This window comes from Bradyrhizobium sp. WSM3983, from assembly GCF_000473045.1.
In the GTDB taxonomy this organism is placed as follows: Bacteria; Pseudomonadota; Alphaproteobacteria; order Rhizobiales; family Xanthobacteraceae; genus Bradyrhizobium.
On sequence record NZ_AXAY01000040.1, the window covers coordinates 1 to 24,583 of the forward strand.

At 64.3% G+C, this 24,583-nt stretch carries 15 protein-coding genes and 4 pseudogenes; 9 read left to right on the top strand and 10 right to left on the bottom strand.

Features of this window, described 5'->3' with window-relative positions:
* The 8 genes and pseudogenes from YUA_RS52135 to YUA_RS50605 form a co-directional block, all read right to left on the bottom strand.
* Positions 1–82, bottom strand: a pseudogene (locus tag YUA_RS52135) (DUF736 domain-containing protein); the annotation flags it as partial.
* Positions 83–630: 548 nt separating this feature from the next.
* On the bottom strand, positions 631–1,107 hold the full coding sequence (locus YUA_RS0136675; protein WP_027535120.1) for a hypothetical protein: 477 nt from the start codon (positions 1,105–1,107) through the stop codon (positions 631–633).
* A gap of 233 nt (positions 1,108–1,340) precedes the next feature.
* Entirely contained in the window at positions 1,341–2,270 is a 930-nt protein-coding gene (locus YUA_RS0136680; protein ID WP_027535121.1) for a DUF2493 domain-containing protein, read from the bottom strand.
* An 802-nt stretch (positions 2,271–3,072) separates the two neighbouring features.
* The gene (locus YUA_RS0136685; RefSeq protein WP_027535122.1) at positions 3,073–3,390 is read right to left on the bottom strand and encodes a multidrug efflux SMR transporter; all 318 of its coding nucleotides are present in this window, start codon (positions 3,388–3,390) and stop codon (positions 3,073–3,075) included.
* Positions 3,391–3,660: 270 nt separating this feature from the next.
* Complete coding sequence (locus tag YUA_RS0136690) at positions 3,661–4,713, bottom strand: toprim domain-containing protein (protein WP_027535123.1); 1,053 nt, start codon at positions 4,711–4,713, stop codon at positions 3,661–3,663.
* Positions 4,714–5,011: 298 nt separating this feature from the next.
* Positions 5,012–9,307: a bifunctional class I SAM-dependent methyltransferase/DEAD/DEAH box helicase gene (locus YUA_RS0136695; protein WP_027535124.1), complete on the bottom strand. Its 4,296-nt coding sequence runs from the start codon at positions 9,305–9,307 to the stop codon at positions 5,012–5,014.
* A gap of 257 nt (positions 9,308–9,564) precedes the next feature.
* Positions 9,565–11,676: a ParB/RepB/Spo0J family partition protein gene (locus YUA_RS50600; protein ID WP_027535125.1), complete on the bottom strand. Its 2,112-nt coding sequence runs from the start codon at positions 11,674–11,676 to the stop codon at positions 9,565–9,567.
* Positions 11,677–11,717: 41 nt separating this feature from the next.
* The gene (locus YUA_RS50605; protein WP_156947532.1) at positions 11,718–11,951 is read right to left on the bottom strand and encodes a hypothetical protein; all 234 of its coding nucleotides are present in this window, start codon (positions 11,949–11,951) and stop codon (positions 11,718–11,720) included.
* A gap of 176 nt (positions 11,952–12,127) precedes the next feature.
* Between YUA_RS50605 and YUA_RS52145 the strand changes: the two are divergent.
* Both YUA_RS52145 and YUA_RS47310 read left to right on the top strand, forming a co-directional pair.
* Positions 12,128–12,256 (top strand): annotated as a pseudogene (locus tag YUA_RS52145) (antirestriction protein ArdC); the annotation flags it as partial.
* Between the two features lie 882 nt (positions 12,257–13,138).
* Entirely contained in the window at positions 13,139–16,237 is a 3,099-nt protein-coding gene (locus tag YUA_RS47310) for a Ulp1 family isopeptidase (RefSeq protein ID WP_051383595.1), read from the top strand.
* Between the two features lie 479 nt (positions 16,238–16,716).
* On the opposite strand, the pseudogene YUA_RS46230 reads toward YUA_RS47310, so the two are convergent.
* A pseudogene (locus YUA_RS46230) lies at positions 16,717–17,031 on the bottom strand (zincin-like metallopeptidase domain-containing protein); the annotation flags it as partial.
* A 150-nt stretch (positions 17,032–17,181) separates the two neighbouring features.
* Positions 17,182–17,373, bottom strand: coding sequence for a hypothetical protein (locus tag YUA_RS52150; RefSeq protein WP_245285354.1), 192 nt, complete (start codon positions 17,371–17,373; stop codon positions 17,182–17,184).
* 640 nt (positions 17,374–18,013) lie between these two features.
* Here YUA_RS52150 and YUA_RS52155 point away from each other — a divergent pair.
* The 7 genes and pseudogenes from YUA_RS52155 to YUA_RS46245 all read left to right on the top strand — a co-directional run bounded on the left by YUA_RS52155 (position 18,014) and on the right by YUA_RS46245 (position 24,304).
* Positions 18,014–18,151: a hypothetical protein gene (locus YUA_RS52155; RefSeq protein WP_245285355.1), complete on the top strand. Its 138-nt coding sequence runs from the start codon at positions 18,014–18,016 to the stop codon at positions 18,149–18,151.
* A 16-nt stretch (positions 18,152–18,167) separates the two neighbouring features.
* On the top strand, positions 18,168–19,370 hold the full coding sequence (locus YUA_RS0136730; RefSeq protein ID WP_027535127.1) for a cytochrome P450: 1,203 nt from the start codon (positions 18,168–18,170) through the stop codon (positions 19,368–19,370).
* A gap of 93 nt (positions 19,371–19,463) precedes the next feature.
* On the top strand, positions 19,464–20,753 hold the full coding sequence (locus tag YUA_RS0136735; protein WP_027535128.1) for a cytochrome P450: 1,290 nt from the start codon (positions 19,464–19,466) through the stop codon (positions 20,751–20,753).
* 1 nt (position 20,754) lies between these two features.
* Positions 20,755–21,063, top strand: a complete 309-nt coding sequence (locus YUA_RS0136740) for a ferredoxin (RefSeq protein WP_027535129.1) — start codon at positions 20,755–20,757, stop codon at positions 21,061–21,063.
* Entirely contained in the window at positions 21,050–21,895 is an 846-nt protein-coding gene (locus tag YUA_RS0136745) for an SDR family oxidoreductase (RefSeq protein ID WP_027535130.1), read from the top strand. The genes YUA_RS0136740 and YUA_RS0136745 overlap by 14 nt, the downstream gene beginning before the upstream one ends.
* Positions 21,895–23,238, top strand: a complete 1,344-nt coding sequence (locus YUA_RS0136750; RefSeq protein ID WP_027535131.1) for a cytochrome P450 — start codon at positions 21,895–21,897, stop codon at positions 23,236–23,238. Before YUA_RS0136745 ends, YUA_RS0136750 begins: the two co-directional genes overlap by 1 nt.
* Positions 23,239–23,343: 105 nt before the next feature.
* Positions 23,344–24,304 (top strand): annotated as a pseudogene (locus YUA_RS46245) (polyprenyl synthetase family protein).
* Positions 24,305–24,583: the final 279 nt, after the last annotated feature.

A 24,583-nucleotide genomic window follows, 5' to 3' on the forward strand; every position in this document is an offset into this window, starting at 1 on the left:
CGCCCTTGGTCTGCAGGCTGAGGGTGACGATCTCGCCCTGGAAGTCGCTGCCGATCTTCTTGAAGGAACCGATGGTAGCCATGTTACTTCTCCTTAGCTAGTTTCGAGCCGCGACCACCGCGGCCTCGATGGCGATCTAAAGGCCGAAGACGATCGACGACGCACCCGCCCGCGGGCCGCAGCGCAGCGGAGGACGCCAGCGGGGCGACTTTCTTGCCTCGCGAGGAATGGGCGTAGCCCAGGGGAAGAAAGTCGNNCNGCTGGCGTTGCGTTCAGGCGATCGAGGCGCAGCCGCTCTTCGGCCAGATCGAGCCATCAAGAGGCCAGGTGGTCCGTGCGCTGACAGCATCTCCGGAAGAAGTTGTGGCGTCTCTCGGTTCGGCTGCACAAGAGGTCGCTGCGGTCAGGCGTGGCGTTGGAAGCAAAAGCGAAGAAAGGGCGATCACGTGTGCCGTGAACCATCCGCGATGAGATGCCCCTGGCTGGCCTGCCTTCCGCCGGGAGGTCAGGTGCCAAGTGCCAGGTGCGAAGCGCCAAGCGTTCCGAGAAGCGCAGCGACGATCTCTCGCTCAAGCTCGTCGACCCACCAACGCTTGGACCGCACGTGCCTCAGCCGTCGAGACCCAAGGCTCATCCTCCTCGCGTCTTGGCCGAGCGGGGCCACTGATGTTCCTCCAACAGTGCCTCGCCCGATGCCAGCGGCTCGGCAAAGCTGGTTATCCGTCGCCAAGCCATGCCGGCGATGGCAAAGGCACCGGTCCAGCTGAGGATATCCTGCCAAAGTGAGGCTGGCATCGCGAGTTGCGACAGCCCATGGGCGAGGTGATAGCCCGCGACAGCCGCCGGGACGGTGAAAGCTGCGGCAATCACCGTGCGCACAAAGGTGGATCGAGCCCAGATCAAGGCGGTTTGACCGATGAGAACGGTCACGGCGCCGGCAAGAATTGCGACAAGAGTAGCGCAGGCAATGCCCGCGCCACCGTGAACAGCCGCCAGGCCTGCGGAAAGCGCAACGAAACAGGGCAGCGCGTAGACAGCAAGGGTGAGAACCAGCCAGCAGAACAGGCCGATCCCAAGCATAGTGAGGACGAGTGCGATGATAAGCATGGTGGTAGCTCCGCGACAAAAGACATGACGCTCGCGCCTTCCACCACCACCACGGCGCGATGAGAATCATAGCGCAGAATGCGCCGCTGTGCGAGTGCGTGGCCTCGTTCGTCAGATCGGACAAGAACCGACGATTTCTGCTCGAGCGCTAAATCGGTCGCGTCAAAGAATTTGCACTGGTCTGCGCTGGCCAACTTGGCCCTGGATGAAGAAGCGCCGGTGGGCGACGGCGCTTACGCGCCGCCGAACTTCCAGACGGGAATGCCGAGCTTCCTGGCCTTGTCGGCAAGGTTGTCCTGTATCCCGGTGCCCGGAAAGTGCATGAGACCGATCGGCAGCACTGCAAGCATGACATCGTTGCGCTTGAACGGAGCTGCCTTGCCGTGCTTGGTCCAGTCCGGCTTGAAGGAGACCTGAGGAACCTTGCGGCTGGTCGCCCATTTGGCGGCGATCAGCTCGGCGCCCTTCGGCGAGCCACCGTGCAGCAGCACCATGTCGGGGTGCTTCGCGTGGACCTTGTCAAGGCGGCCCCAGATCAGGGAGACGTCATTACAATCGAGCCCACCAGTGAGCGCGATCTTGGGTCCCGACGGCAGCAACGCCTCGGTGTCCGCGCGGCGTTTGGCAGCGAGAAAATCGCGGCTGTCGATCATCGCGGAGGTGAGCGTGCGATGATTGACGAGTGACCCAGAACGGGGGCGCCAGGGCGAGCCGGTATGAAGCTCGAAGTGCTCAGTCGCCAGATCGCGGAACAGCTCCATGGCATTGCGGCGTTCGATCAAAGTGACGCCTTCGGCGGTGAGCCTTTCCAGTTCGACGGATCGCACCTCCGATCCATTCTGCTCGCGCTGGCTCTTTTGCTGCGCTTTTTCGTTGTCGTCGAGTTCGCGCTCGATGCGGCCCGTGGCGCGATGGAAGAGATTGACGGTCGACCAGAGGAGATCTTCGAGGTCGGGTTCAAGCCGTGTTTCGCTCAGGCTCGCCACGAGCGCATCAAAGATGTCGGCGATCGCGCCTGTGATCGTCTTGGCGTCCGGGAGCGGCCTTGGGTCAGGCTCGTCGTGAAAGGGACGATGGCCATAGAGCTGAAGCTCGTTGAGAAGATGATCGGTCGGTGATGAGCCGTGCGGCGGTTCGAACTGGTTGTCGTCGTGTTCGGTCATCATGGCTTTTGGTCCTTTGCCGTTCGGCCGCGCCCATCGCGGCCTTCGTGGCGATCACCAGACGGCGGGCGGAACGGACCGGAACCCGGAGCGATCAATCCGCCGAAGCCCGCAGGGCGCAGGTGGAAGCGCAGGGCCGTAGCGAAGCGGAGGATGGCAGAGGTGCGGCTATTTTGTTTCGCGATGCAAAGGCGCGTGAGCGCCGGCGGAAAATAGCCGCACCTCTGCCATTGCCGGGCCGGGCCGCTTGCCGTCCGATCGCCCTCTAGAAGGCCGTGGGCGCGGCGCTGTCTGGCAAAGCCAGCCCACGCAATGACCGGTCATGACGAGATCGAGTTCAAATTGCCTGGCGCTATCCCGTAGTGACCCCGGGACGCCGCAGAAGCCGGGCGATGTCCTCAGGCACGAGCTGTGCGCGCAAGGCCGAGTCTGATTCGAGCACCTGGAGATTGGCCTTGCGCAGCCGCGTGTCGCAAGCCGCTCTTCTGCACGAGCAATGAGCGCCTGCCCTATCGCTTTTCCCGCGGGACCTCAGCACGGCGATCAGCGATATCCAGCCTCGATGTACATCGAATCCAGCCATGATCGAGCGACAGCCAGGTTTGCTTCGCAAGCCACCAACAGAGATCCAGAGGAGGGTCTTTTGCGGGATGTCTGCGGGCGCGGCATTCCAAGTCTTGTCATCAAGAAATGCGTTTTTCCATAGCGCGTCAACTCCCGCAGAGTGCGCGCTTCGATAGCACACGACAGCCGCATTCGGTTCTCCACGGCCTTGATCCGTCCGCGAAGGTGCAAGCGCAGACTATTCCGAAAAGAGCTTCACGCCGACCAGACCGACAACAACCAACATGACAGAACAGAGGCGAGCAAGATTTGCGCTCTCACCGAAAAACGCAATGCCAACAATCGCAGTTCCCACGGTCGCAATTCCGGCGAAGCCCGCGTAAACCGTCGAAGCGGGCAAGCACTTCACGGATTCACCCAACAGAAGAAAAATAGGAAGAGCGAAGACCACACCCGATAAGAGTGTTGTCCATTTCGGAAGCCCGACCGAGCGCTTCAAAACGAAGGGCCATGCGATCTCGAATACGTCCGCCAGAAGTATGTATAGCCACGCCATCAGATATCCCTTTCGTCAGGCGTCGCGTAGCACAAACCGCATGTCGATTACGACCGTCAACTGTTCTGCCTTGGTCAAAGGCGACCTACCAAATTCGGTAGCGCCACGGTCGTTGTTGTAGCTCAGATCGCTGCCGAGTGACTGCACCGCGCATCTCGGCAGAGATGGGCAAGGCCGGCTGTAGCGTTCTTCCACCGGTCTGCGGTCCGCAACATCATCGACAACACGACATGATCTGCCCAATTGCCAGTGGCGGCGCAGGCCGATCGTTCAAACCGTCCCGGCATCGGCGAACAGCATAAAGCGAACGACATCCTGCGGCGCGAGTTGGATGCGCAGTGCCGCCCGCAGGGCACCGAGGCCGAATGCATGCAGGTCCTCGTTGAAGTCGCCCGTCCGCGGAGACAGGACGAGCGCCTCGATGCCCGCGGCTTTCGCGCATTGGGTCAATGTCGTGACCGCTGCGTCACCCGCGGCATCGGGGTCGCGGGCGATATAGAGCCGACGCAGCGTCGGCGGAAGCAGAAGGGCGGCCAGGTGGTTGGCCGAGAGCGCGGCGGCCGTCGGCATGGCAGGCAGCGCACAGCGCAGCGACAGCATCGTCTCGATGCCTTCGCCGGCAGCGAGGACCTCGTCGGCCGCGCCAAAGCGCACGGCATGGCCGAGGAGACCGCCCATGGCGCGTCGCGGCGTGTCGACCGGCGCCTTGCCAGAGCCGTCCGGCGCGAGCCAGGTGCGATGTGCGCCGGTGATGCGACCGGCAAGATCGGTCACGGCGGCGATCATCGCCGGCCAGGTCTCAATCGGCGAACCGTCGTCCGGGCGATAGTAGCAGCGCGGATGAAAGCGTAGCGCGCCCGCGTCGTGGACAGCCTCGATGCCACGATTGCCCAGGTAGATCTCGACAAGCGTGCGGCGGATCGGCTGCGACATGGCGATCAGCCGCCGTGCCGCTTCCACCGATCCGGCGGGGACCGGTGTGCGACCGGGCTTTGGGCTGCGGCACGGTTCGGCGCGCGGCAGACTCAGAAATCGTCGTGCTTCGCCTGCGACATCGCGAAAATCGACGAAACCGCAGCTCTCGCGGATCACGTCGAGGAGATCGCCATGTTCGCCCGAGGCGGCATCGGTCCAATGCCCGGCGGCGCCGGGACCGGAATCCGGTCCGCTGAGCCGAACGAACATCGAGCGGCCCGGCGTATTGCGGACGTCGCCGACGATCCAATAGCGGCCCTGGCGCCGTCCATGGGACAGGTACTGGCGGCAGACCGCCTCGGCATCGCGGGCGAGCCGGCGCGCCAGTTCAGAAGCATCGCGGGGCATCACGCAACGTCCCGCACTGCGCTAGCAGCAGGTTGCTGAGAGGCTGTCGATCGTCTGTGAGACAGCCCCCAAGCGCAAACGCGCAACATCAGCCGCCGCGCACCATGTTGGCTCCGCTTGCCGGCCGATCCTTTGTGCCAGTCGTGGAGCCATACAAACAAGGAGCGGCCAGGCCGGTTGTGGACAACGCCCGGCAGCCAGTCGCGTCGCTCGCGCTTGCCGTTGGGGCGAGAGTGGCGGCACACAGCCTCGGCCTCGCGCACGAGGCGGCGCGCCCGTTCGAAAGCATTGCGCCGCATCAGGCGGCCTCGCGTTCGCAGATGCGCTCGACCGGGTAAACTTCGAGCACCTTGCCAAGCACGACGGCCCCGCTTGCATCGGTGGGCACGAACATGCGCAGCTTCCAGGAGATGATCTCGCTGAACAGCCCATAGATCCGTAAGCGCTCGCGCATGGTGTCGTGAAAGTCCGCGAGCTCAATGCGATGCGCACCCATGACGCGGACGCGCCGCAGTGTCAGACCTTGCGCAAGCTCGACGAGCGCGCGGCCTTCGCGCAAGGCGGCGAAGACGTCTTCGGGTTTGAGCGTCGGCCGCTCGCCCAAGAGCGCGTTGGCGACCCAGGCGGACGAGACCTTCCGCCCAATGATCCGCTCGCCGGCGTCGGTCTGCAGGCGGTAGACGCGGGTCGATTCCTTCGGCAGCCGTTTCCAGATCGGCAGGAGGAGCCCGGCGACGACGTGGATCGTGCTCTCGGTGAACTCCGGCACGTCTTTGAGCTCAGCTGTCCAGGCTGCGCTGAATTGCTCACGGTCTGTCTCGATCCAATGGCTTTCGCCCATGGCCTTGGACGGGACATTGTGGCTTTCCATCGGCCGGACCAATTTGACGCGCTGCTCGATGTCGCCGTCGTCCAGCATCAGGCTTGGAGCCGGGACTTGCACCGCCGCGCGGCCGGAACGTTCGTTCACCAGCAGGACTGCGCGGCGATCCGACAGAAGACCGAGGGCATCATCCAGAGTGAGCGGCCGGTTGCGTTCGCGCTGTACGATCGTGAGCAGCCGTGTCTCGGCGCTGGTGGCGAGATGGGTGTAGATGGTCCGCCGATCCGTGACGACGAAGCTTTCGGCACGAAGGGTCTCGAGGCCTGCATCATAGAGTCCGGACGCGATGGCGCCTTCGATCCTGGCCGTCAGCAGTTGCTCGAAGGCGGTGAACAGCACGTTTTGCAGCTCGATGGTCAGCGCCAGCAGACGGTTGAGAAAGGTCGTGATCGGCGGCAGGTCATCTCTGATGCCATTGGAATCGACGAGCTTCAGCCCGGTCGCATTCTCGAACATCTCAAGAGAGCAACCATCCACCTTGCCCCGAACCAGGAGCAGGTAGAGTTGGCGCAGAGCATCACGGCCGTAGATGCTCTCAAGATTGTCCTCGGGCCGAAACAGCCCCTGGCCCCCGGTCTGACGCTGACCGCGGGTGATGGCGCCAAGCGTATCGAGGCGGCGCGCAATCGTGCTGAGAAAGCGCTTCTCGGCCTTCACGTCGGTCGCAATCGGACGAAATAGCGGCGGTTGCGCCTGATTGGTCCTGTTGGTCCGGCCGAGCCCCTGGATGGCTGCATCGGCCTTCCAGCCGGGTTCGAGCAGGTAATGTACCCGCAGACGGCGATTCCGCGCCGACAGCTCGGCGTGGTAACTCCGCCCCGTGCCGCCGGCATCCGAGAAGACGAGGATGCGCTTGAGATCGTCCATGAAGGCCGCGGTTTCGGCGAGGTTCGCCGAACCGGCGCGGTTTTCGACCATGAGGCGGTCGTGTTTCCGGATGATCCGGCGTGAGCGCCCGGTGACCTCGGCGACCCTGTCGGTGCCAAAGCGCTGGACGATCTGATCGAGCGCGCCGGGCACGGGCGCAAGCGAAGCAAGCTTGTCGATCAGCCGGTCGCGCCGGGCGACGGCGTCCCGGCTCTCCACGGACTGACCATCACGGTACACAGGCCGGGACGAGAGGTTGCCTTCGGCGTCGGTGAAAGGCTCGTAAAGCTGGACCGGGAAGGAATGGGCGAGGTAGTCGAGCACGTATTCGCGCGGTGTGATGTCAAGTTGCACATCCCCCCATTCCTCGGTCGGGATTTCCGCAAGCCGACGCTCCATCAGCGCTTCGCCCGTCGACACGATCTGGATGACGGCAGCATGCCCCTCCTGGAGGTCACGCTCGATGGCGCGGATCAAGGAAGGCGTCTTCATCGATGTCAGCAAATGGCCGAAGAAGCGCTGCTTGGCGGACTCAAAGGCCGACCGGGCCGCCGACTTTGCCTGGGCGTTCAAGGTCCCGGTCTCGCCGGTGATGTTGGCCGCCCGCATCGCGGCATCGAGATTGTTATGGATGATGCTGAAGGCGGCCGCATAGGCATCATAGATGCGGATCTGTTCGGGCGTGAGCTCATGCTCGATCAGTTCATATTCGACGCCTTCGTACGAGAGTGAACGCGCCGCATAAAGACCGAGCGCCTTGAGGTCGCGTGCCAGCACCTCCATCGCCGCAACGCCGCCCGCCTCGATCGCCTCCACGAACTCGGCGCGCGTGGCGAACGGAAAGTCCTCGCCGCCCCACAAGCCGAGACGCTGGGCATAGGCGAGGTTGTGAACGGTCGTGGCGCCAGTGGCGGACACGTAGACCACCCGTGCATTGGGCAGGGCATGCTGCAGCCGCAGACCTGCGCGCCCCTGCTGCGAGGCGGCCTGCTCGCCGCGCTCACCCTTGCCGCCCACGGCGTTCTGCATGGCGTGGCTCTCGTCGAAAACAACCACTCCGTCGAAATCGGAGCCCAACCATTCGACGATCTGCCGGACACGCGAAAGCTTTTCGCCGCGCTCATCGGTGCGCAGCGTAGCGTAGGTGGTAAATAGGATGCCTTCCGAGAGCCGGATCGGCGTCCCCTGGCGAAAGCGTGAGAGCGGCGTGACCAGGAGCCGCTCCATGCCGAGCGCCGACCAGTCGCGCTGCGCGTCCTCGATCAGCTTGTCGCTCTTGGAGATCCAGACCGCACGGCGCCGGCCCTTGAGCCAATTGTCGAGCAGGATGCCGGCGACCTGCCGGCCCTTGCCCGCGCCGGTGCCGTCGCCCAGAAACCAGCCGCGGCGGAAGCGGACGGCATCTGGAGCTTGGTCACGTGCAGCCGCCACCACATCAAAGGTCGCGTCGACCGTCCAGCCGCCTGCGAGGAAGGCTGAGTGTGCTTCGCCGGCGTAGATCACGCTCTCGAGCTGGGCGTCCGACAACAGGCCGTCTATAGCGAGGTTGACCGGAAGGTGGGGCCGGTACGACGGCTTCGGCGGGGCAACCGAGGCCATCGCGGCCGACTGCACCAGTTTGGTCGGATGCGGCTGCGATCCGTGAATGCGGATCGATTGCAGGGTGTAGTCCTCATAGAGGGCATCGGTCAGATGAGCTCCGTCCGGAGGGGTCCAGTCGACCGTCTGGTAGGTGAGCTCTACGCTCTGCGGATCGCCGAGCCGCTGACCGGGCGAGTGCGGCATCGTGAAAGCGCGAGCGGGTCGCCGAACCGGCACGGTTGAGCTGACGGGAGCGAGACCAGGTGAAGTGATCGGAAGCCGCGGCGGCACATGTTCGAGGACCCATGCCAGCAGCGTAGCTGCGTCCGGCGCCATGCCCGGACATGCTGGAAAGACGTTTTTGTCTATCGCGGGCTGCTTGTCGATGACGGTGAGCCGCGTCTCGATCGCCGTCCCGTGCTTGACAAAAAACGCCCCTGCAATCGCAGCAGAAAATACCACGCGGCCGCGCTCCTGGAGACGGATGAAGGCGTCGGTCCAGCCTGGATTGTCGGGAGCGAGACTTGCACCGGTGATCGCGACGAGGCGACCGCCGTCGCGAAGCCTGGCCAATGCCGAGGAGAGATGGCGCAGTGCTGCGTCCGCCATCCGCCTGTCAACATTGGGCAGAGCCGAAAACGGCGGATTCATCAGCACGACGCTCGGGGCAACAGCCGCCTCGAGATGATCGTCAATCTGGGCCGCGTCGTAGCGCGTGACGGTCACGTTCGGGAACAGGAGGTCGAGCAGCCCGGCGCGCGTTTCGGCGAGCTCGTTCAGCGCAACAGTGCCGCCGGAGATCTCAGCGAGAATGGCGAGAAGACCGGTGCCCGCCGAGGGCTCCAGCACGAGGTCTGTGGTGGTAATGCCGGCGGCGGTGCAGGCGACGAAGCCAAGCGGGATCGGCGTCGAGAATTGCTGAAGCGCCTCGCTTTCTTCGGACCTGCGCGTATGGGTTGGAAGCAGGCTTGCAACCTTGGCCAGCATCGAGAGCTGCGCTGCCGGTGATCCCGCCTTGGTCCGCATGGCGGCGCCGTGCTTGCGCAGGAAAAGAACGGTTGCGGCCTCACAGGCCTCATAGGCGGCTTTCCAATGCCAGGCACCGGCGGCATCCGAGCCGCCGAATGCACCTTCCATCGCGGAACGCAGAACGCTCGCTGCATCGATGCGCCGCCCCTGTTCGAGGTCGCAGAGGATCAGCCGCGCGGCTTGGGCGATGGAGGACGCAGCCGCGGCGGTCGCGGAGCAGGACAGATTGATCATGAGCGTTGAGCTTTCGAGGAGAGCGGGAACGATCGGGCCGACGGGCGCTCTCTAAGGCCCGACCGGCTCAAACCTGTCCCGGCCGATCTCTCACTCTGCTCACCTCTTGCCTCCACCGCGCGCGGAGGACGCGGGCCACGCCGCGCGGAAGCCTCAGCGCGATGGAGCCGCATTCCGAAATGAGAAGCCCGGCGTGATGCCGGGCTTCGGAAGCAAGTTCGAATGAAACGCACGGGGGATGCCGTGCTACGCCGGACTCATTCAGCGGCAATGCCGTTTGGCCGAGCGTCATCTGCGGTGCCGCTACCGTCTTCATCGTCAGCGAGGAACTCGGGAAGCGGACCCGCGTCTGCGTCTTGGTCTGCCGATTGGACGGCGTCAGTGAGGCGCAGTGGCTCCGGTAGCCATCCCGTGCCCTCAAGAAGGCGCTCGGCTTCGCGGGCCATATCGGACTTCTTCAGATGGTCGATCAGTTCTGCGGAGGCTTCGCCCTTTGCTTGCCTCACCGCCTCCAGAATACGTGGCTTGGTGATGCGGCCGAGATAATTATCGACGGTCGGCCTCCAGCCGGCCTGCACCATGTCGAGCCCGACCGCCCGCGCCAGCACGTCGGCCGCGCCGAGCCTGCGCGCGAGCCCATCAGCCGATACCCGCCCCTGAGCATAGCGGTTCACGGGTTCATAGAGGGCGTTGACCGAGAACGATGCGCAATGGGCGAACAGGGCTGCTTGCGCATGGCCGTCCAATGCGCAGAGCGTATCCCAAAGCGCCTTCGCATCGTTGGGCAGCCGCGCTTTCCAGGCTTCGTGCCTGGTGTCGATGGCCTTGGCCGGCGCGCTGTCCTTCAATCCCGGAGCCTGGGCCGGAAATGTCGGCGTGTGAACCGCGATCTCGAGGCAACTGGCGGATGATGCGAACCGGTAAAAGGTTGCGAGCACGAAACTGTGCAGCAACGCCAGGAACGTGATCGAGGGATGCTCGGCGAGCGCGTCGCGCAACGCCAGCGTTCGGTAGGCGGTCAGCTCGGTGATCAGACGGTCCGGCAGCGGTCTTGCAGCATCGTCCTCATCCTCTTCGGCCGGCTCGGTTGGCGCACCGCCGACGGTGATGGCCGTCCGCTGCACCGGACCAACGGCCTCCTTCCCGTCAACCGTTGCGCTGCCCTGTCCGGGGTCGGTATCGACGACCGCCTGTTCATCCTCCGGGCGGACGTAGCCGCGATCCACCGACAGCCGTCCGTCGGAATCGATGCTGATGAAAACGCCGGCGCGGGCGATGTCGGCCGGATCGTAGATCATTGGCCGCTCCTCGAACGCGAGCAATGCCGCCTCGATCTCGCCAAGGCGCTGGTCGACCTCCTCGGGAAGTTCGTCAGCATCCTGATACTCGGCTTCGAGCCTGTCATGCTCGGCATTGAGCGCATCGATCGTGCCCTGCTCCTCGATGCTGAGCGAGGCCGGCGTTCCCTCCAATTCCCGCAAGCCGCTGGTGTGGCCAAATGGAAAATCGACTGCCACCGAGATCCACTTCCACCCCTCCGCCGCGATCACCTCGGCGTCTTGCTTGAGCTTCTCAGTGACAAGATGATCGAGCAGTGCAACGTCCTGGAGCCAGCCACCGTCGTCATGCTCGAACAGATCATGCAGGACCGGACCTCCGGCGCGCTCGTAGGCGTCGATGCCGACATACTGCGCACGCCGATCAGACCCACGCACGGTGTTCTCGGTCAGCATGCGGCGGATCTGGTACGGCTCATCATAGCCGGATCGGCTGACATTGTCCCAGACCTGCTCCTGGCGGACATGATCGCCGCTCACCGAGAAGGCCATGAGCTGCTCCAGCGTCATGCCGTCCTCGGCATAGACCTCATGCAGCTTCGGCGAGACCGACGCCAGCCTCAGGCGCTGCTTGACGATTGCGGGCGCCACGAAATGACGCGCGGCAATGTCCTCTTCGCTCATGCCGAGGTCGCGCAGCGTCTGGAATGCGCGAAACTGGTCGAGCGGATGCAGGCCGACGCGCTCATCGTTCTCTGCGATGGAATCGTCTTCCGCGATGCCTCCCTCGCGAACGACGCAGGGCACGGCTTGCGTCTTGGACATGCGCTTCTGCTTGACCAGGAGCTCGAGAGCACGGTAGCGCCTGCCGCCAGCCGGCACCTCGAACATGCCTGTCTCGTTACCCTCTTTGTCCACGATGGCACGGACATTGAGACTTTGCAGCAAAGTGCGCTGGGCGATGCTCTCGGCAAGCTGCTCGATCGAGACGCCCGCCTTGACGCGCCGAACGTTGGACTGGCTCAGCACCAGCTTGTTGAAGGGAATGTCACGCGAGGGCGACAGCGTGATCTTTTGGACTGCCTTTGTCATTTTTCGTCTCCACGACGGGCGGCCGAAGCCTCTCTCTCGACCTACGACCCGTCGTGGCGCGCGGCGCCGCCCTCTTCCTCTGTTTGGCAGCTGCTCCGCTCACGCTCCTCCTGATCTGCCTCGGCACAATCGGCCGCAAAGAGCAGATAATTCGTTACGTCTGCCGGCATAACCGCTTCAAGAGCAGTTTGCGCGCCGCCACGCAAGAAAGTAGCGGGCCTTGCGGCAATGATTGTAAACTGCAACTCGGTTGTATCGCTGTCGCGTGCGCGCATCCCTAATAAGCTCCACGACGACGGTACCGTATCCATGTCCCATGAAAGGCTTCCTCAACTGTGTTGGATCAACGGCCGAGGGTCTCATGCAGGAAATAAATCGCACGCCTTTTAGCCGATCTCCACAAGCTGGCTACGCTAAGTTCTTCCTTCACATTATGAGCTGCTGCTGATTGCTGGAGGTGCTGCGCGAGGACAACCGCGCCGACTTGCGCGCGGCGAGTGCGGCGTCGAAAGCGGCCGAATTCCTGCTTGCCTTTCTACCGCAGGCGATTGCCGCTGACGACGAGGGGAATGGGGAGGCTCGCGTGATGTATTTCCCGCCGTCTCGGTTGCAGCCCCGGTCCGGACGTGACGGAGCATTGCCTGCGCTACACTGCGGTGGACGATCCCAAGCGAAAGTACCGTCGCAAGATGGCACGCATTCCCGTCAAGCGCGCAGCAAAGACGGTCTGGCCAAGGTGCTCGCCAAGGCGCGCGCCCGCGTGAGGCCGCGAATCGCCTTCGTTGGTCCAGCAGCACAAGGGTTCGCGCCGGACCATATCCCGTTCCGGTCGCGACATCCTCGCAGACGTCGAGATCTGGGCGCATCACGGGCACCTGATCCGACGCGACAACGATGGGGCTTGAACCCTTCGTAGCGTCAGGTTGTATACCCTTAGTCATACCTTCGGCCATGATTCGTGGTCGCAAGGAGAGGCTTCAATGTCCGGAAGGCCCGGACGACGTGACTATGCAGGCACGGTGCGGTTGGTTGTAGCGAATGTGACGCCATTGGGCTGAAGAACTGACGACGAAACAGAGCTTGCAGTGCAGACATTGGAGCCCGGATGACTTCCAGCAGCAAGTTGGACTGCTCAGTCTCGATGGCGATTGTGACGCGTGCGAACTTGCCGGCAGGGGAGTGGCAATTGGATCGGGCGAGTATTCGGCTTTCGCTTCTCCCGGATTCGTTTTGAGATTTGGCGAGCGGTCACCTGTTGCCCAGGAGACGGGGCACCCTTTCGTGGCAGCCAGGGGAGGATGCGAGGAATGCGAGAGTGTACGGCTCGCGACAACGGTTCGTTTTTTTTCAATTTGGCGATGTTGGCGCTCCGCTTTTTGAAGCCGGAGAGTCTCTTGGGTCAGTGCACCGGAGTGCGGTTCTGGGGCAGCTATGAAGAATCATCTCAGCTAAGGAGAGTGGAATGGAGCCGAACTATAGTGATCCAAACTATTATATGCGCTGGTACGCCGAGCAGCAGGAGTTGCAGCGTGCGCAGCAAGAGTCGAACCTCGAGCCTGCGGATCAAGCTAGCTTTGAGCTGCAATCGCTGCGGCTCCGCTCTCCCGAGGTGAGTTCGCCTGAGGTTAGTTCCCCGGACACTCCGGCTGCCCGGTCGCATGAAAACATTCAGCGCACGGACATTGGTGGTTCGACGCGAATGCCGCCGACGCCCGACCTGTGGGACAATTCGTTCAGCAGCACGCGTTACAGCGTCGACGTTCCGCACGCTCATCTTGGCTCGGCTGCAAATGATTACCGATCTGACTTGCGGGACAGGCCATTCGGCAGCATGCGCTACGCAACGCCCTCGGAAGCACAATCCACGGCCCGGTCGAAGCACAACAAATCACGTGGACTGTTTTCCCGAGTCAAATCAGGACTAAGCCAAGTCTTTGGAGGCCGCCGTGAGAAGTGGTCCAGCGACCCAGCATCTGATGACCTCTACTCGGAGCTTCGCATCGACTTTGCTAAGCGCGGTCGCCCGTCCGAGGCAGACATGCAGCTGATTGAAGAGTTCAAGGCGGCATTGGGCAGCGCGAACCGTAAGACGAAGACGATCGAGAACTATGTGACGGCTCTTCGGATGTTCAGCGAATTCCTCCAATCCAAGGGCACCACTCTGAAAGCGCTCCTTGGCAACACTGATCTGCTGACAGCCTATAAGGCTGATTTTATGAAGGGGGCGAGCGCCAATAGCAGGAACTATGTGGGCGGGGCGTTGGACACACTCCGGAATTTCCATGCTGGAAGGTCCATCTCAGCGCCAGATTGGGTGAACACGCAAGACCAAGCGATGCATCCTTCGGACGAGCGGATGCTCGGCCAATTCGTGAAGAACGTGAAAGACTACAGAATTGAGCCCGATGGTACCAGAGGCCGCGGGACTGGACAGGTTCCACTTGCTACGATCAAGTCCAATGTGCAGGCGCTCAATGCGTTTGCTCGTTGGCTGCGAGCGCAAAACAGGCGTCCACTGGCTCCTCGGGCGTTCAACGAGCCAAGATTGCTCGCCGCCGACATCGACGAGTACGTCAACGCTGGCGGCGATGATGGTGATCGCCTCAGTGCGGCACTGTCTCATCTCCGCAGGATCGGGGCCGACGGGCTCCAATCTGTCGGTGCCGGTGCTCGCCTGATGGGCCGCGAAACATTGTCGGCTCATCCGGAGGACATCGCCGACATCGATGACTTTTTGACCGCTGCTCTCTCCAAGCTTGGATCCGACGCGACCTCCAAAGAGAAAGCCGCCGTTTCGGCGATGGTCTCCAGGCTGCGCTCCTTTAGTGATTGGCTCCAAAGGGAGGACAGGCCGAGCATCATGGAGCGCATCGGAGGCAATGCTGAGCAGCAGTCGTCATTGAACGCAGATTATGCGGCGTTCAGCAAAGCCACAAAGCGGACGGCTGCACTCGATAGTCTTCGAGAATACCTGGGTCTGGCACCCCAACGGGCACTTCGTCCTTATGACGATGACGCCAACCTCATCCAGGGCTTGGTCAATGAAGAGTTGAGGAGCCAAGTCTCCGAACAGACAAAAAAATCAGTTCGAAATCTTTCATCGGCGCTACGCAAGTTCAGTGATTGGCTCCGCACCGAGGGCAAAGAGAGCATCGCGAGCCGGGTCAACGGCGACAGTCAGCAACAACGCTCGCTGGAAGCGGACCGCCGGGCTTTCACCGACGCCAAAGGCAGAGCTACCCTGAATCTCAAGAAACTCAGGCAGTATGTGCAAGTCATCGAGGCAAACAGAGCGATGGGTGTAAACATTCCTGAGCAGACGGCTGACTTGAGCTCAACGCCAACCTGGATGCGGGATTTGCCGACGCCACCGTCAGAGAGTGAGTGGCCGCCGGTGCTAGACCCGTTTGGCCAAGCCGGCTTGCAAGGACCGGCCGGGTCGAGCTCGACCTGGTCCCCGCAACTGCCGTCCTACTTCGACTTTCCAACGCTGGAGGGCGAGCCAGCTCGGTCCTCAGACATTTACCGTGGTCTCTCCTCTTTCACTGATCTGCCGCCCACACCGCAGGAATTGCGTGACGACGCCCAGTCAAGGCCGGTGCTCAGCCCAGCGGGCAGACCGCCGTTCTTCATCGGGCCGTCAGGCGTGCCGCAAGACCTCGAGGATATCGGACATCTCGTCGGCGATGATTGGCAGCATGGCACGCAGCCAGTGTCGGATTTCCTGCTCGATGTGCTGGACAACAGAACGTTGTTGCCGAACTCGCAATTCACTCCCCAGCCGGTCGCTATCCATGGTGAGACCTATTCCATCACATTGGGGCCGCGAGGACGTCGCGACGCTCAGCTGATCCATCACCCTGGCCCATCCTCGGTTCCTGATGCCCGGATCGTTGCTTCGACTGCGAGTGCCTCTGCCGGCCACCGCGACCGCAGCGGACGAGTGCTCGGAGCCAGGCAATGGCTTGGTGACGAACATATCCAGCGGGACTACGGGCTCCTGTCGCAGGAGTTGCAGCAAAGTAATCCAAATCTAGCCGCCCGAACCAGGTTCGTGGATCCTCTCATTGCCGGTATGATACGAGAAGGTACCGATGACCGAGCGCTCCGCGAATACCAACGCATTGTCTATGATCGAAATGATAACGATGTAGCCGACTTCCTCTTCTTTCCGATGAACGATAGCAACGCGGAGGAGCAAGAGAGATACTTGCTATCCCTGCAGCGTCGTGATGCCGGCGCCAGGGACCGCGGGGGCATCGGCTCCCATTGGTCGTTGCTGCTGGTGGACCGCCGCAATCGCGACAGGCCGATTGCCTACCATTACGACTCCGCCCAGGGACACAATGCCGGACCTGCAGCAAGGCTCGCAGCCCGGATAGGAGCCGATCTGCAAGATGCCCCGATGAGCCAGCAGAGGAACGGCTATGATTGCGGTGTCTTTGTGGTCGACGGTACACGGGCGCTGGTCAGACGGCTCGCGGGAAGGCGGCATGCAGATCTGAGCCTCGGCGGCCTCGTCATTGATCGGCAGGCACTTCAGAACCGACTAAGCGGCTGATGTGGGCTTCAACTGAATAGCGCGCCCAGCTGATTGAAGCGCAAGTGCAACTTCTTGCCGATTGCAGCTCTGCAATCGGCCGGCGCCTGATCTGCATCGGCCGAAAACGGCCGTAACGCTAGAATGACGTCGGACAGGAACCAAGGCGTGAGCTGCTGTCAGTTTCTGTCCTGTTCGGCGGCCTTCAGCTCGGCGACCTCAGGGCGGTCGACCTGAGCCGCACTGCTATGCCAGGAGGATCGTCTGGCCAACGATCTGCCTGCGACAGCTCCAGGGGTCAGCGAAAACGACGACATCACGTGGGGAACGTGCCAGGTCAAGATGTCTGACATTGCAAATGTCCTTAGAGGTCAATTGCCCAGAGCGCGCCGCAAACATGCCGCTTGCCGATGCTCGCCCATCTCTATCGTCAGTCACACCGCAAAGCTTTTCTGCCAGCACTCACGCTACAGGGCAGGCAAACACACGTTCGGCTTGGATCATTGAGCGAGCACGGAGGGAACTTCGGGCAGGAAGCCAAGCAGATAGTCCGCGGCTTTGCTGGCCTGCGAGGCCGCCCGCACAATCGCGCGGTTGTCTTCGTGCAGGACTTCCAGCCAGGAGCCGATATAGTCGGCGTGCCGCACGGTCGGCACGATGCCGAGTGATGCGCAGGAAAAGGCGGCGCACAATTCCGCGACAAGCTCTTCGCGGGCGCGCTCGCTGCGGTACTTTACGTAGCGGCTGAGATCGCGGTTGACGCGGTGCGCCGGCGCCGTCCAGTGCACGCACTCGTGCGCGAGTGTGGCGTTATAGGCACCCCGTTCCTAGTAATGCTGCACGCCCCGCTTCGCGGCGAAGCGCCCAAGCACCGCCGGATGAAGGACTGCCTAGCTCTGCACTTGACGTAACCCATCGGTCCACTTGACTTGCCCCCGCAAGTGACCGGGTTCGCGCTCGTCGTGCTACGGACCAAGCGGATCCGGATTCAGCTTCAGGAATCTATCGTCTACCTTGATGCCGAAGCCGTCGGGCGTCTTGCCGTCGGGAAAGTTCTCGGCCGCATGCGCCATCCAACCCGGGGAGATGTCGGAGAGGTGGGCTTCGTTTTCCGGATAGCTACCGCGGACATCGGAGTGGTTTTCGGCGAGCCACACCTGCTGCAGCCAATCCGGATGCTAGAAATATCGCGCAAAGGCTGCCCGCACATTCAGCGCGAGAGCAGGCCCTTGTCGGGCACTTGCTGCGTCGGTTGTCGGCATTGAGACTCAATGACAGAAACCTGACACTACGCGGCGCTACGAAGCGCCTGCTGAGCCTGCGAATTCACTTCGGCACGCGATTTGCTCTGTTCACGGCATCATCACCAATCGCAGTGCGATGGTCTTCGGGACGGACACTGCGCGCGTCGCTGTTCGCGTCTGGTCCGTTCCGACGGCTTGCTGTGGCAATGACTTGGCGCTCGGTTGTGGACCGAGAAAATGCAGGGAAGTGTTGGATGCGATCTAGAGTTCTTCTTTTGGGACCCACAACAATTGCGCTCGTCGCGAGCGGTGCAAGCGACAGACCTTGAGCCAGGAGTGAAACTGCCACCGGCGGTGCGGGACTGGTTCGGAGGCTAATCGGCGGACACGTCGGTGGCGGGTACGGTCGAACCTCCTTCACCAATCCCTACGGTCAGTCGATCTATGGCGATGCCGGCAGGTTCGATGTCACCGGCGGCACAATCCGCACCTGTCGTTCGGAGAGGGGGCCGCATTTCTGCCTGGGCGCCGCGCTGGCGCGCCTGGAATTGCGATGCGCCCTCCCCGCGCTGTTCGTGCGGTTGAGGATCTTGCGCTGACCATCGCCGCGGAGGACGTCGTCTACATGCCGTTTTACGTCATTCGCTGCCCGCAGCGCTTGCCGGTCACCTTCCGCCCTTCCATCGCTTAGAGAGTGAAGTGCCACCATGTCCGGACAACCATTGCCGACGCTGCCGGTGTGGCGCGTCGATCACATCGAGCCCTCGCCCGAGATGTTGGCGCTACGCGCCAACGGTCCGATCCGCCGCGTGCGCTTCCCGTCCGGGCACGAAGGCTGGTGGGTGACAGGCTATGACGAGGCCAAGGCGGTGCTGTCCGACGCGGCGTTCCGGCCCGCGGGAATGCCGCCGGCGGCATTCACCCCGGATTCGGTGATTCTCGGTTCGCCGGGGTGGCTGGTCTCGCACGAGGGGGGCGAGCATGCCCGGCTGCGCACGATCGTGGCGCCAACGTTCAGCAACCTCAGGGTGAAGCTGCTCGCGCAGCAGGTCGAGGCGATCGCTGCGCACTTGTTCGAGACGCTGGCGGCCCAGCCCCAGCCCGCCGACCTGCGGCGCCACCTCTCCTTTCCGCTTCCGGCCATGGTCATCAGCGCGCTGATGGGCGTGCTCTACGAGGATCACGCCTTTTTCGCCGGGCTGTCCGACGAGGTGATGACGCACCAGCATGAAAGCGGCCCGCGCAGCGCGTCGCGCCTGGCCTGGGAAGAACTGCGCGCCTACGTTCGTGGCAAGATGCGGGACAAGCGCCAGGATCCGGGCGACAACCTGCTGACGGATCTGCTCGCGGCGGTCGACCAGGGCAAGGCGACCGAGGAAGAGGCGATCGGCCTGGCAGCGGGCATGCTGGTGGCGGGACACGAGAGCACCGTCGCGCAGCTCGAATTCGGCATGCTGGCCATGTTCCGCCATCCGCAACAGCGCGAACGCCTGGTCGGCGATCCATCCCTGGTGGATAAGGCGGTGGAGGAGATCCTGCGCATGTACCCGCCGGGCGCGGGCTGGGACGGCATCATGCGCTATCCGAGGACCGACGTGACCATCGCGGGCGTGCATATTCCCGCGGAGAGCAAGGTGCTGGTCGGCCTGCCGGCGACGTCGTTCGATCCGCGCCATTTCGACGACCCGGAAATCTTCGACATCGGACGCGACGCAAAGCCGCACCTAGCATTCTCCTGCGGGCCGCACGCCTGCATCGGCGCGGCGCTGGCCAGGCTGGAACTCAAGGTGGTGTTCGGTTCGATCTTCCAGCGCTTTCCCGCGCTGCGCCTGGCCGTGGCGCCCGAAGAACTGAAGTTGCGCAAGGAGATCATCACCGGCGGGTTCGAGGCGTTCCCGGTGCTCTGGTGATGCGCGGACGCCGCCGGGGATCGCGATCTTCTCCGCAATTGGCCGGCGCGCCTGGCGCGCCCGGTCAGATCAGCCAGCCAACAGGTAACCAAGATGGACGTGCAAGAAACCACGGCAGCATGCCGGGACGCCTTCGCCGAACTGGCGTCGCCAGCGTGCATCCACGACCCGTATCCGTTCATGCGGTGGTTGCGCGAGTACGATCCGGTGCATCGCGCGGCGTCGGGCCTCTTTCTGTTGAGCCGCCACGCCGACATCTACTGGGCGCTCGAGGCCACGGGCGATGCGTTTCGGGGACCGGCGCCGGGCGAACTGGCGCGCTATTTCCCGCGTGCGGCGACCAGCCTGTCGCTCAATCTGCTGGCGTCCACGCTAGCGATGAAGGACCCACCGACGCATACGCGTCTGCGCCGGTTGATCTCGCGCGATTTCACCATGCGCCAGATCGACAACCTGCGGCCGAGCATCGCGCGCATCGTCGCAGCGCGCCTGGACGGCATGGCGCCCGCGCTGGAGCGCGGGGAGGCGGTGGACCTGCATCGGGAATTCGCGCTGGCCTTGCCCATGCTGGTCTTCGCCGAACTGTTTGGCATGCCCCAGGACGACATGTTCGGGCTCGCCGCCGGCATCGGCGCCATTCTGGAAGGCCTGAGCCCGCACGCCAGCGATCCCCAGCTCGCCGCGGCGGACGCGGCCAGCGCCAGGGTGCAGGCCTACTTCGGCGACCTCATACAGCGCAAGCGCACCGATCCCCGCCACGACATCGTGTCGATGCTGGTCGGCGCACACGACGACGATGCCGACACGTTGTCGGATGCGGAGTTGATCAGCATGCTGTGGGGCATGCTGCTGGGTGGCTTCGCCACCACTGCTGCGACCATCGGCCATGCGGTCCTGGCGATGCTGGCGTATCCCGAACAGCGGCACTGGCTGCAGGGAGACGCCGTGGGGGTGAAGGCATTCGTCGAAGAAGTCCTGCGCTGCGACGCGCCCGCCATGTTCAGCTCCATTCCGCGTATCGCCCAGCGCGACATCGAACTGGGCGGCGTCGTGATCCCGAAGAGCGCGGACGTGCGTGTGCTGATCGCGGCCGGCAATCGCGACCCGGACGCCTTCGCCGATCCCGACCGCTTCGATCCCGCGCGGTTCTACGGCACCAGTCCTGGCATGTCGACCGACGGGAAGATCATGCTGAGCTTCGGCCACGGCATCCACTTCTGCCTCGGTGCGCAACTGGCCCGGGTGCAGTTGGCCGAGAGCCTGCCGCGGATCCAGGCGCGCTTCCCCACGCTGGCATTGGCCGAGCAGCCGACCCGGGAGCCCTCCGCGTTCCTTAGGACGTTCCGCGCGCTGCCGGTGCGGCTGCATGCGCAGGGGGGCTGAGATGCGCGTCGTGGTCGACCAGTATCTGTGCGGAACCACCGGGCAGTGCGTGCTGACGCTGCCGGGCACCTTTCGCCAGCGCGAACCGGACGGCGTGGCCGAAGTGTGCGTGGCGACGGTCCCGCAGGCGCTGCACGCCGCCGTGCGGCTCGCGGCCAGCCAGTGCCCGGTCGCCGCCATTCGGGTCATCGAAAGCGACGCTGGCGATGACGAGCGCGCCAGCGCCGACACTGCACCTTCTCCGGCGGAGGCCGAGCGGCATGCCGCGAAAGATCGACGCAAACCAGGAGGACACGATGGGACGGTTTGAAGGCAAGGTGGCCGTAGTGACCGGCGCCGGCGCCGGCATCGGCAAGGCATGCGCCCTCGCCATCGCGCGCGAGGGCGGCAGAGTGGTGGTGGCCGACATTGATGGCTCGGCGGCCATCGCCTGCACCGCGCAGATCGCGGCCGAAGCGGGCCACGCGCTGGCCCTGGCCATGGACATCGCCGATGCGCAGGCGGTGGCAGCGCTGTTCGAGACCGCGGAGCGGCACTTCGGTGGGGTCGACCTGCTGGTGAACAACGCGAGCGCCATGCATCTGACCCCGCGCGACCGCGCGATCCTCGACCTGGACCTGGCGGTCTGGGATCAGACCATGGCGACCAATCTGCGCGGCACGCTGCTCTGCTGCCGGCAGGCCGTCTCACGGATGATCGCCCGCGGCGGTGGCGCGATCGTCAACATGTCGTCGTGCCAGGGGCTCAGCGGTGACACTGCGCAGACGTCCTACGCCGCGTCGAAGGCGGCGATGAACATGCTGTCGGCCTCGCTCGCCACCCAGTACGGTCATGCGCAGATCCGCTGCAACGCGGTTGCGCCGGGCCTCATCATGACCGAGCGTCTCCTCGCCAAGCTGGACGAGTGCATGCAACGGCATCTGCGCCGGCACCAGCTCCTGCCGCGCGTCGGCCGCCCCGAGGACGTGGCCGCGCTGGTGACGTTCCTGCTCTCCGACGATGCTGCGTTCATCACCGGCCAGGTCGTGTGCATCGACGGCGGCATGCTGGCGCATGTGCCGACCTACGCCGACGGTGGCAACAGCCGCGGCGCGCGGCCTGCCGGCGAGACCGCCGAAGCGGCCGCGGCGCCGCGCTGCTGATGGACATGCTGCTCAACCCGCTCGACCGTCGGCACCGGCTGCGGGACGACATCCCGGTCGTGCCCGGCGCTTTCCCCCTGGTCGGGCATCTTCCCGCCATCGTCTGCGACCTGCCGCGCCTGCTGCGGCGCGCGGAACGAACGCTGGGCAGCCACTTCTGGCTGGATTTCGGCCCTGCCGGACACCTGATGACCTGCGTGGATCCGGATGCGTTCGCACTGCTCCGGCACAAGGACGTGTCCTCCGCTCTGATCGAAGAGATCGCGCCCGAATTGTTTGGCGGAACGTTGGTCGCCCAGGACGGCGACGCTCACCGGCAGTCGCGCGATGCGATCAAGGCGGCGTTCCTGCCCAAGGGGCTGACCCAGGCCGGCATCGGCGATCTGTTCGCGCCCGTCATTCTGGCGCGGGTGCAGGCGTGGCGCGACCGCGGCGACGTAACCATCCTGCGCGAAACCGGCGACCTGATGCTCAAGCTCATCTTCAGCCTCATGGGAATCCCCGCGCAGGACCTGCCGGGATGGCATCGCAAGTACCGGCAACTGCTGCAGTTGATCGTCGCGCCCCCGGTCGATCTGCCCGGACTGCCCTTGCGGCGCGGCCGCGCCGCCCTCGACTGGATCGACACGCAGTTGCGCCAGTACGTCCGCGACGCGCGCGCGCATGCCGCGCGCACCGGGTTGATCAACGACATGGTGAGCGCCTTCGATCGCAGCGACGATGCGCTCTCCGATGACGTCCTGGTCGCCAATATCCGCTTGCTGCTGCTTGGCGGTCACGACACCACCGCCTCGACGATGGCCTGGATGGTGATCGAGCTGGCGCGGCAGCCTGTGCTGTGGGACGCCCTGGTCGAGGAGGCGCAACGTGTGGGCGCGGTGCCGACCCGGCACGCGGACCTGGCGCAGTGTCCGGTCGCCGAGGCGCTGTTCCGCGAGACGCTGCGCATGCATCCGGCGACCACGGTCCTGCCGCGTCGCGCGCTGCAGGAATTGCAACTCGGCCAACGGCGCATTCCCGCGGGCACCCATTTGTGCATCCCGCTGCTGCATTTCTCGACTTCGGCGCTGCTGCACGAGGCGCCTGATCAGTTCCGCCTGGCGCGGTGGCTGCAACGCACGGAGCCGATCCGGCCGGTGGACATGCTGCAGTTCGGTACCGGCCCACACGTCTGCATCGGCTACCACCTGGTATGGCTGGAACTGGTGCAGTTCTGCATCTCCTTGGCGCTGACCATGCACAAGGCCGGGGTGCGGCCGCGGTTGCTGAGCGGCGTCGAAAAAGGCCGGCGCTATTACCCGACCGCACATCCGTCCATGACAATCCGCATCAGATTCTCATGAGCTGGCATCGCATGCCCCGTGTGGCAAGGCAGCGACGCCGGCAACACCGCGGCGGCTCGCCGCTCGCCGTGGCCGTCTCCTGTCAGGGACAAGGACATGAACAACATGCAGAGAGGTTCCACGCTACACGACGACCGAACTGGCGTTTCGGCGCATCCGTCAGGCTGCTGCCAGATATCTGGATGCAGGACGGCGCAAAGCGGGTCGAACAAGGCGCTGGCGCGTCTTCTCTGCGCCGAAGACGACGGTGAGACCGAGCTGATGGCGGCGATGCGCTACGCCACCTTGCATGGCGGGAAGCGCAACCGCGCCTTGCTCTGTCTGGCGGCCGGCGCACTGGCCGACACGCCGGTGCACATGCTCGACGACGTCGGCGCCGCCATCGCGATGATGCACGCCTGTACTTTGGTCCACGACGACCTGCCCGCGATGGACGACGACGTGCTTCGCCGCGGCCTTCTGACCGTGCACGTCAAGTTCGGCGAAGCCACTGCGATCCTGGTCGGCGATGCGCTGCAGGCGCACGCCTTCCTGACCCTGGCGAGTCTGGATGCGCCGGGCGACAACCGTATCGCGCTCCCGCGCGCTGGCGCAGGCGGTGTCCGCCGAGGGTGCCGCTGGCGGGCAGGCCATGGATCTGTCGCTGGTTGGAAAGCACGTCGGGCTCGACAGGATCGTGGCGATGCACCGGATGACGAGCGGAGCGCTCGTGCGCGCGTCCGTTCGCATGGGCACGCTATGCGCCATCGCGGAGGATGCCGCGCACGCTGCGCTGTACTGTGCGCTCGATCGCTACAGCGCATGTTCTGGCGTTGCAGGTGGTCGACGACATTCTCGACGCGACAGCGGATACCGCGACGCGGGGCAAGACCCCTGGCAAGGACGCGGCGGCGCAGAAGCGACCGGCGCGTCGATCATGGGGCTGCGGGCAGCGCGCCAGTTCGTGCCGGATCTGTTGCGCGACGCCGGGGAGGCCATCGCCCCGCTGGGCCCGCGTGCGGAACGGTTGGCGCAGATCCTGCAGCGGGCCAACGCGTATCTGTTCAAGCACGCGCCATGCGCATGAGCGCGCCCGTCCGCATGGAGGCGCCGCTGTGCCGCTGCGATCGGCCGGCGGCAGCGGTGCATGCTGCACTGTGTCCGAGTCCGCGGGGCCGATCGCAGCGGTTGCCCAGCACGGCCGCGGCGCACGCGGCGCGCTGCGCGCAAGCCTATGCGGCGGACCGGCGCCAGCATCGCGGCGCGTCGCCGCGCCGGAGCAGGCGGCCGTCCGGCGCTGCCCATGCGCCGGGCCGCGACGGGCCTGCGGCGCCGGGCCGCGACGGGCCTGCGGCGACGTGCGCGG